The sequence below is a fragment of the Mesorhizobium sp. M7A.F.Ca.US.002.01.1.1 genome (assembly GCF_004022955.1).
Taxonomy (GTDB): domain Bacteria; phylum Pseudomonadota; class Alphaproteobacteria; order Rhizobiales; family Rhizobiaceae; genus Mesorhizobium; species Mesorhizobium ciceri.
Map to the genome: position 1 here is coordinate 1 of NZ_RZQE01000220.1, position 9,452 is coordinate 9,452.

Here is a 9,452-nt window from a genome sequence, read left to right on the forward strand (position 1 = left end):
GAGATGCGCGGTCGCGGGATTGCGCTCGGCATCGGGGTTGCGGATGCGTTCGGCGCCGCGGGCGATCTTGTCAAGCGCCGATGCCAGCCAGAGCGGGTGTCCACAGATTTCGGCGCCACGTCGGTCGGCCTCGTATTCGCGGGTGCGGCTGACCGCCATCTGCACGACCATCGCGGCAAAGGGCGCTACGATCATCGCCGCCAGCACGCCGACAAAGCCGAACGGATTGTTGTCGCGATTGCCACTGAAAAAGAAGGCGAAATTGCCGAGCATCGAAATGGCACCGGCAAAGGTGGCGACGATCGTCATGGTCAGCGTGTCGCGGTGCTGCACATGGGCGAGTTCGTGCGCCATGACGGCTGCGACCTCTTCAGGCGTCAGCGCCTGCAACAGGCCGGTGGAGGCAGCGACCGCCGCGTTCTGCGGGTTGCGGCCGGTGGCAAAGGCGTTCGGCTGCGGATTGTCGATCAGGTAGGTCTTCGGCATGGGCAGGCCGGCCTGTTTGGCGAGCGACTGGACGATGGCGTAATATTCGGGCGCGTTCTTCTCGTCGACCTCGACGGCACGGTTCATCGACAGCACCATCTTGTCGGCATTCCAGTAGCTGAACAGATTGGTGCCGGCGGCGATCAGCAGCGCGATCATCATGCCGCCGGTTCCGCCGATCAAAAAGCCGACGCCCATGAACAGCGCGGTCATCGCGGCAAGAAGCATGGCGGTGCGAAGTGTGTTCATCGTCTGCTCCTGTCCAGGTGATAGCGAAAAGGGGTCGATCCGCTTGGTCTCATCGCTATATGATGGGAAACACCAGTTCCCGTTTCAATCCGCTGGAAATATCGCATGAACGACGAAGCCAGTAAAACCGATGCCGAGCTTGCCCATGATGTCGAGCCAAAGGCGCTGACGCCGGAAGCCAGACGTGCGCTCGCGGAAGCCGAAGCAAGGCGTGCAAAGTACCTGGAAAAGGAAGCCTCGGCGCCGAAGGAAATCGGCGGCCGCGGCGGCAAGGAGCCCGGCCGCTACGGCGACTGGGAGGTAAAGGGCCTGACCAGCGATTTCTAGACGCCGCCTAGGCGGCGTTGCGCTGCGGCTCGAGCGCGATCCAGCCACGCTCGTCGACGGTGATGCCCACCATGTCGTAGCCCGCGATCGCGGCGTGTTGCGTTGGCAAGGGGTGCTTGTGCGTGGCGCTGATGACCATGACCGCCGCGCCCGCCGCTTCGGCTGCCGCTATGCCGGCCGGGGCATCCTCGAACACGAGGCAGTCGCGCGCGTCGAAGCCGAGCCGTTCCGCGCCAAGCCGGAAGCAATCGGGCGCCGGCTTGCCGCGGGAGACATCTTCCGCTGCGACGATGACGGCCGGGACGGGGATGCCCGCGGCCTTCATGCGCAACAGCGCCAGCTCACGTGGGGCGGAGGTTACGATCGCCCAGCGTTCGGGCGGCAGCGAATCGAGAAATGCCACGGCGCCGGCGATCTGGATAATGCCTTCGAGATCGGCCGCCTCGGCCTTCAGCAGCAGATCAGCCTCGTGTGCCGGGTCGACGCCCGGCAGCGCCAGGCCGGTGATGGTCTCGATCGCGCGTACGCCATGGATCGTCGGCAGGAAGGCAGCGACGTCGAGGCCCTGGCGGCGTGCCCAATCGCTCCACACCCGTTCCGCCGAGGCGATGGAATTGATGAGCGTGCCGTCCATGTCGAAGAGGAAGGCCGCGAATTTTCTGCTTGAATACATGATTTTCCTTGAGTCCGGGGAGCGCTGGTGGGGTTGCCGAACCTAACGTCTCGACCGCGGCAGGGGAAGACACGGGGTGGGCTTTTCGATCGGCCCAGGGAACCACGGTATCCTCCGGGCGTTTGGGAAGGACTGCTTCTCACAAGATCGAAGGGGGGACCAACGATGCTGATCCGGCTCGGCTATGAAATCGCCATCGAATGCGTAGCCGCCACGCCGGTGATTTCAGTGCTCGAGATCCATCGGGACAGGCAGGCTGATATCAAGCGGCAGACGCGGGTGCTGACCTCGCCCGCGGTGCCGACAAGGCTGTACCACGATCTGCATGGCAATGCCTGCCGGCGCTTCACAGCGCCCGCCGGTGGTTTTCGCATCCTGTACGACGCGGTCGTCGAGGACAGCGGCGAGACGGACGAGGTAAACACGCTGGCCAGGGAAGTGCCGGTGGCGGACCTGCCGGACGAAGTTCTCGGTTATCTCCTGGGCAGCCGCTATTGCGAGACGGATCATCTGAGCAGCCTGGCCTGGCAGCTCTTCGGCGACATTCCGTCCGGTTGGGCGCGCGTGCAGGCTATCGTCGACTATGTCCACAACCGGCTGTCGTTCGGCTATGGCTATGCGCGCTCGACCCGCACGGCGGCTCAGGCGCATGAGGAACGCGTCGGGGTCTGCCGCGACTTCGCTCATCTGGCGATCACGCTTTGCCGCTGCATGAATATTCCGGCACGCTATGTGAACGGCTATCTCGGTGATATCGGCGTGCCAGCCGATCCGGCACCGATGGACTTTTCGGCGTGGCTGGAAGTGTTCCTCGACGGCAAATGGTACACGTTCGATCCTCGCCACAACACGCCAAGAATCGGCCGCATCGTCATCGCCCGCGGCCGCGACGCCACCGACGTGCCGCTGCTGCATAGTTTCGGCGCCCACCGGCTCAGCCTGTTCAAGGTATGGACCTATGAACAGGAAGGCAATCTGTTCAACCCGCCCTACCACGGTATCGACAGGACCGTCGGCGCACAGATGCTGGCCTAACGGTATGTCGATTCAGGTGAGGCCGGTCTGCAAATGACGGCTTTCTGCGCTTCCGGTGCTCACGGACCAAATGTCCGCTCCGCTCCGGTTCTCGAAAGCCATCATTTTCGACCTGGCCTGACCTGAATCTCAACACCCCTTGAGGCGCGGCCAAAAGCGGCCCTGGTTTTCAAACGTGATGGCGCTTTGGTCTTTCGACGGCCGGAGGCGTTGGATCCGATCATTTCGCGCCTTGCAGTCTCGGGACAACTGGCCCGCTTCGGCACACGGACCCTGTCCCGCAACAGGACGTCATCGGGATTCCGTGATTGCTTCGTCTTGAGCATGGTAACCGGCTCGTAAACGCAGCCGCGGCCGCGCTTTTCTGTTTACCAGTCATTCACCTTTGCGGAGCTTGAAGCCGAACAAAAACAATGATTTGGCGGCAAGCGGCCGGCCTTCTGCCAGCCAGCGGCGTCATCCGGCGGGAATCCTGCATTGCCCTGTCCGCGGCGACGAGGCCGAGGCGAATGGAGGCTGTAGGATGCGGAATTACGGGGGTCTTGTTCACGCGGTCGGCGGGTTCGCCAGGGATCGCGGTGGAAATTTCGCAATCCTGTTCGGCCTCAGCGCCTCGGTCTTGGCGCTGGCTGTTGGCTTCTCGGTCAACGTATCGCAGCTCTACAATGCCAGATCGAGCCTCCAAGGCGTCGTCGACGCCGCGGTCACATCGACGGCACGCGACCTAACGACCGGCGCCATCAAGGAAGCCGATGCCAACAAATCGGTGCAAGCCTTTCTCGACGCCAACAGCCAGGCAGGCATTCTGCAGGCCGACCAGATCGTACTCGACAGGCTGATCGTCAACAGGACCGCCAAGACGGTCCAGGCTGACGCCCATGTCGATGTCGGGCTGTATTTCCCGATTTTTGGCACGGGCGACATGAAACGCGTCGCCGCCTCCACGACGGCGCTCTATTCGGACAAGACCGTCGAAGTGGCGATGATGCTCGACATAACGGGGTCGATGGCCAAGCGCGGCAAGGTCGACAAAATCGGCGATCTGAAAACAGCTGCAAAAAACGCCGTCCAGACGATGCTGCAGAAACAGGATCCGCAGAACCCCCGCATCCGCGTCGCGATTGTGCCTTATGCATCTGGCGTCAACGCCGGCAAGCTGGCGGAAAACATCTATGCCGAGAAGCAAGGCAGCTCTGAGCTCCCACCCATCGCTGGCAGTCCGCTTCTCGTCGCCAAGACAGGCAAAAATCTGCTGCCGTCCTTCAGCGACTACATCTCCATGGTCGGCGCGGCGATGCCACGCCCCGACAATTGCGCCACCGAGCGCAAGGACAAGAACGGCAACGCGGATATGAGCGCCGACGGCCCGGATACTGTTCGCACCGACGGGAACGGCAAGAAATACTATGCTCTGGTCAACCGGGACGATCATCTCGGTGACGGGGACATGAACAGGTGCCCTGATGCCAAAGTGATCCCGCTGACCGCCGATTCCGATGCCTTGCTTGAATCGATCGAGGACTTCCGGGCCAATGGGTTTACGGCCGGCGCGATCGCCATTCAGTGGACCTATTATATGCTGTCGCCGCAATGGCGCACTGCGATCAGGAATGCCGGTCTTGGCAAGGGTGCCTCGGATGCCGATCCGAAGAAGATCGCCAAGGTCGCGATCCTGATGACCGATGGCCAGTTCAATACCGCCTTCGCCGGTGCTGGGGACAGCTACAACAGGCAGGGCACCCTTGCGCGCGGCAACGCCGAAACGCTGTGCGACAACATGAAAAACGACGGCATCGAGATTTTCACCATCGGCTTCGATCTGGACGACAAGGATATGTCGACAACCGAGCGGGACCAGGCAAAGGCGGTGCTGAAGGATTGTTCGTCGAAGGATACCTCCGGCGCCAAGAGGCATTTCTTCGACGTGTCCACCGGAGCCGAATTGGACAACGCCTTTCAGGAAATCATTCGCAACACCGAAAAGGTCGCATTGACCCAGTAGTCTAGTCCGCAAACGGAAAAGGCCGCCGCTTCTTTCGAAGCTGGCGGCCTTCCGTGTTTCCGTCCGTGGCGCGGCCCATGGCGATGACCTATCAGGTCAGCCGCCGCGCATTTCGCGCCTTAACGGGAAGACTGCTTCCCGAAAGTGCAATCCGCTGAGGCCACGTTCTGGAAAACGAAATCACTCGACATCGGATCACCTCCTTTCGATTTGTTGAACACATACTCATGATGGGGTGCATTGCAGCAAAAGACAAGGTGCAGGTCTGAAATTAACCAACGGGCGGGCCTGGTGCGGGCCGGCTTGCGATTGCCAGGCCGACCGGGCAAACTTCTGCCCCTGAGCCAGCATTCGGAGGAATCGCATGGAGGCAGCCGAAAAGGCCGCTCGCATCGTTCGAACGGTGATCGAGACATTGAAGCCGGGTTTTGCGGTCAGGCTGTGGACCGGGGAGCGGATCGGCCCCGCCACTGGTCCGGTGCTCACCATCAACGACCAGGACATCGTCTGGCAGATCGTGAAGCGACCGTCCCTGTCGACGCTGATCGAGATGTGGATTTCCAAAACGATCGACATCGAAGACGGGACGATCTTCGATTTTTATGCCCTGCCGTCGCAAGGCAAGCTCAGAACCAAGCTCAAGTCGCTGCCGAAAATGGCGATCCTGCGCGACCTGCCTTCCGTGCTTTTGGCACGCAAGCAGATGAGCGCGCGGACCGATCTGTCCGGGCGCAATCCCTATGTCAGCGGTTCGAGCCAGGAGGCGATCCAGCATCACTATGACATCTCGAACGCCTTCTACCGGCTCTTTCTCGACGAGCGCATGGTCTATAGCTGCGGCTACTTCAAGGATTTCGCCAATGGCATCGACGAGGCCCAGGTCGACAAGCTCGACCACATCTGCCGCAAGCTCCGGCTGAAACCGGGCGAACGACTGCTCGACATCGGTTGCGGCTGGGGCGCCATGCTGATCCATGCGGCGAAGAACTACGGCGTCGTCGGCCACGGTGTGTCGCTGTCGCAGGCGCAGACCGAGCTGGCCCGCGAACGCATTCGCGCCGAGGGGCTGGAGGACCGCATCACCATCGAGATCAAATCCTATGCGGAACTCACCGGCAGCTTCGACAAGATTTCGTCGATCGGCATGTTCGAACATCTCGGGCTCGCCAACCATGCGACTTATTTCAAGACCATTCATCGCCTGCTGAAGCCGGGCGGCATCTATCTGCACCACGCCATCACCCGGCGCAGCAAGGGCGACATCAAGAAGACCTTGCGCAAAGGGCCGGAGTTCAAGGCGCTGCTCAAATATATCTTTCCCGGCGGCGAACTCGACACCATCGGCATGACAACAGGCAATCTCGAGGCGCATGGTTTTCTCGTCTACGATGTCGAGAACCTGCGCGAGCACTATGCCCGCACCTGCAGGCTGTGGGCGGAGCGACTCAACGAAAGGTTCGACGAGGCTATCGCCGAGGTGGGCGAGGCCAGGGCGCGGCTATGGCTGCTTTACCTGACGGGCTGTTCGATTACCTTCGAGCGCGCATCGGCACAGATTTTCCAGACCGTCGTGACCAAGCGCGCGCGCGGTCCAAGCGGCCTGCCGCCGACACGGGCGGATCTGTATCGATAGCTTACAGGAAGCGCATCGCGTCGCCGACTTCGACGCGCGCCGGCCTGTCGACCGTGCAATAGACGCCGAGGTTGTGGGCGTTGTGGCGGACCAGGTTGCGCAGGATTGCCGGATCATGGTCGAAGCCATCCTGGGCGACGATGATGAAACCGCAGCGGCGGCAGGGTTCCGAGATGGTCAGCAGGAGATCGCCGACGGCAAGCTTGCGGCCGATCCATTCCGTTTCGGGAAACGAGCCTTCGATCGCCGCCATGTCGACAACGATGTTGGGGCGGAAGCGGCGCGGGTCGGCGACCCCTTCCGGGTGCAATGCTTTCAGGCGTGCCAGCGAAGCCGTGGTCAACAGATGAATCGACGCCTTGCGGTAGCGCTCCGCGGTCAGCGGGCCGGCATAGTCAGGCCCGGCATTCTCGCGGCGAAACGGACGGAGCGAGGCCTCGAAGCCGAGATAGGCCGACACCGCGCGGTCGCTCTCGATGCTTGGCGCGGCCAGCCAGTCGCCCTCGGGAACGGCAATCTCGAGTTCCAGGGTCGGCGACAGCCGGGTGCGGATGCGCGGCACCTTGTGCCATTTCGCGTCGCGGTCCGGTCGTGCGATCTCGTTGTCGGACACGTCGACAAGGCCGAACAGGCGGTCGCCGTCGATGCTCTCGACGTCGACCGAGATTGTTTTCAGGCGCTCGCCGGCAAGCGAACTCGCCGGATAGCGCCAGAGTTCGCTGACAGTGCCCAGCGCGGCCTGCATCAGCTCTTCTTGTTCTGCCGGTTGGCGACCAGATCATCGACGACGGCCGGGTCGGCCAGCGTCGAGGTGTCACCCAGGGCAGAAAAATCGTCCTCGGCGATCTTGCGCAGGATGCGACGCATGATCTTGCCGGAACGCGTCTTCGGCAGGCCCGGCGCGAACTGGATCTTGTCGGGCGAAGCGATGGCGCCGATCTCCTTGCGGACATGGGCAACAAGCTCCTTGCGCAGCTCTTCGGTGGGTTCGGCACCCTTCATCAAGGTGACGTAGCTGTAGATACCCTGGCCCTTGATGTCGTGGGGATAGCCCACGACCGCGGCCTCGGAAACCTTCTCATGGCTGACCAGCGCCGATTCGACTTCGGCCGTGCCCATGCGGTGGCCGGAAACGTTGATGACGTCGTCGACGCGGCCGGTGATCCAGTAATAGCCGTCGGCGTCGCGGCGGCAGCCGTCACCGGTGAAGTACTTGCCCTTGTAGGTCGAAAAATAGGTCTGCACGAAGCGGTCGTGATCGCCATAGACTGTGCGCATCTGGCCCGGCCAGGAATCGGTGATGCACAGATTGCCGTCGGCCGCACCTTCCAGCACCTTGCCCTCGCCGTCGACCAGCTGCGGCTTGATGCCGAAGAAAGGCCGCGTCGCCGAACCCGCCTTGAGGTCGGTCGCACCTGGCAGCGGCGTGATCAGGATGCCGCCGGTCTCGGTCTGCCACCAGGTGTCGACGATCGGCACCTTGCCGTTGCCGACGACGTTGAAATACCACTCCCAGGCTTCCGGGTTGATCGGCTCGCCGACCGAACCCAGCACGCGCAGCGATTTGCGCGACGTCTTCTTCACGTGCGCATCGCCGGCGCCCATCAGCGCGCGCAACGCCGTCGGCGCGGTGTAGAAGATATTGACCTTGTGCTTGTCGATGACTTCCCAGAAGCGCGACTGCGACGGATAGTTCGGCACGCCTTCGAACATCAGCGTGGTGGCGCCGTTGGCGAGCGGGCCGTAGACGATGTAGCTGTGGCCGGTTACCCAGCCGACATCGGCGGTGCACCAGTAGATGTCGCCGTCATGGTAGTCGAAGACATATTGGTGGGTCATCGAGACGTAGACGAGATAGCCGGCGGTGGTGTGCAGCACGCCCTTCGGCTTGCCGGTCGAACCCGACGTGTAGAGAATGAACAGCGGGTCCTCGGCCTTCATCTTCTCGGGCTTGCATTCGGCTTTCACCGTCGCGATCTCGTCGTGATACCAGACGTCGCGGCCTGAAACCCAGCCGGTCTTGCCGCCGGTGCGTCGCACGACCACCACCTTTTCGACTTTCGTTCCGGCTTTCGCGGCGATCTCGATCGCCCTGTCGGTGTTTTCCTTCAAAGGGATCGGCTTGCCGCCGCGCAGGCCTTCGTCAGCCGTGATAACGAAGGTCGACTTGCAGTCGTCGATGCGGCCGGCCAGCGCATCCGGCGAGAAACCGCCGAAGACGATCGAATGGACGGCGCCGATGCGCGTGCAGGCCAGCATCGCATAGGCGGCTTCCGGGATCATCGGCATGTAGATGGTGACTCGATCGCCTTTCTTGACGCCGTGTTTCTTCATCACATTGGCGAGCCGGCAGACATGCTCGTAGAGCTCGTTATAGGTGACCTTCTTGTCGTCGTAGGGATTGTCGCCTTCCCAAATGATGGCGGTCTGGTTGCCGCGCTTCTTCAGATGCCGGTCGATGCAGTTGTAGGAAACGTTGGTCAGTCCGTCCTCGAACCATTTAATCGAGACCTTGCCGTCGAAGGAGGTGTTCTTGACCTTGCTGAACGGCTTGAACCAGTCGATGCGCTTGCCGTGCTTGCCCCAGAATTTGTCCGGGTTCTTGACGCTGTCGGCATACCATTTCAGGTAGGTGTCATTGTCGATCAGCGCGTTTTTCTTCCACGCCGGCTGGACGCGATGGACATGAAACTCGGACATTCCTGACTTTCCTCCCGAACCAATCGCCGGCTTGAAATGCCGGCGGGATCGCGGCGACACGGCCGCGAATTCGGCGGCATTATTACCAGTTCCGCCGTTACGGCAACATTAGACGTTGGATTCGCGCGGCGGGATGCCGCAGGGGCTTCTCCAGGGCTGTCAGCACTCGAAGAGGTGCGCTGCTAACTGCATGTTTTCGCATGCTAAAGCCGGTTCAGATGAAGAAAAAATCAATAGACGGTTAATCAGCGGCGCGCACAATCAGCCGTGGGAGGACAGGCGAATCAACCTGGGGACCGTCATGCGCGACCATGCCGAAATGGACCTGATGCTCAAAGGCTATGGCT

The 9,452-nt window shown here is 61.7% G+C and carries 8 protein-coding genes; 4 read left to right on the top strand and 4 right to left on the bottom strand.

The features are described from left to right. Window positions 1-735, bottom strand: a 735-nt coding sequence (htpX, locus tag EN932_RS20530) for a zinc metalloprotease HtpX (protein ID WP_128369023.1), incomplete at its 3' end; no start/stop codon positions are given. Window positions 736-840: 105 nt separating this feature from the next. On the opposite strand from htpX, the gene EN932_RS20535 reads away from it, so the two are divergent. After that, window positions 841-1,062, top strand: a complete 222-nt coding sequence (locus tag EN932_RS20535; RefSeq protein ID WP_013529015.1) for a DUF1674 domain-containing protein — start codon at window positions 841-843, stop codon at window positions 1,060-1,062. A 7-nt stretch (window positions 1,063-1,069) separates the two neighbouring features. Here EN932_RS20535 and EN932_RS20540 read toward each other — a convergent pair whose 3' ends face one another. Continuing rightward, window positions 1,070-1,735, bottom strand: a complete 666-nt coding sequence (locus tag EN932_RS20540) for an HAD-IA family hydrolase (RefSeq protein ID WP_063169463.1) — start codon at window positions 1,733-1,735, stop codon at window positions 1,070-1,072. 165 nt (window positions 1,736-1,900) lie between these two features. Here EN932_RS20540 and EN932_RS20545 point away from each other — a divergent pair, with 165 nt between their 5' ends. The 3 genes from EN932_RS20545 (at window position 1,901) to EN932_RS20555 (ending at window position 6,405) form a co-directional block, all read left to right on the top strand. Further along, complete coding sequence (locus EN932_RS20545) at window positions 1,901-2,770, top strand: transglutaminase family protein (protein WP_013529017.1); 870 nt, start codon at window positions 1,901-1,903, stop codon at window positions 2,768-2,770. A gap of 523 nt (window positions 2,771-3,293) precedes the next feature. Continuing rightward, window positions 3,294-4,772, top strand: coding sequence for a TadE/TadG family type IV pilus assembly protein (locus EN932_RS20550; RefSeq protein WP_127368801.1), 1,479 nt, complete (start codon window positions 3,294-3,296; stop codon window positions 4,770-4,772). A 364-nt stretch (window positions 4,773-5,136) separates the two neighbouring features. Next, window positions 5,137-6,405, top strand: coding sequence for a cyclopropane-fatty-acyl-phospholipid synthase family protein (locus EN932_RS20555; RefSeq protein ID WP_013529019.1), 1,269 nt, complete (start codon window positions 5,137-5,139; stop codon window positions 6,403-6,405). A gap of 1 nt (window position 6,406) precedes the next feature. Here EN932_RS20555 and EN932_RS20560 read toward each other — a convergent pair whose 3' ends face one another. Both EN932_RS20560 and acs read right to left on the bottom strand, forming a co-directional pair. After that, complete coding sequence (locus tag EN932_RS20560; protein WP_127368802.1) at window positions 6,407-7,150, bottom strand: MOSC domain-containing protein; 744 nt, start codon at window positions 7,148-7,150, stop codon at window positions 6,407-6,409. Continuing rightward, window positions 7,150-9,105, bottom strand: a complete 1,956-nt coding sequence (gene acs / locus EN932_RS20565) for an acetate--CoA ligase (RefSeq protein WP_127368803.1) — start codon at window positions 9,103-9,105, stop codon at window positions 7,150-7,152. Before acs ends, EN932_RS20560 begins: the two co-directional genes overlap by 1 nt. Window positions 9,106-9,452: the final 347 nt, after the last annotated feature.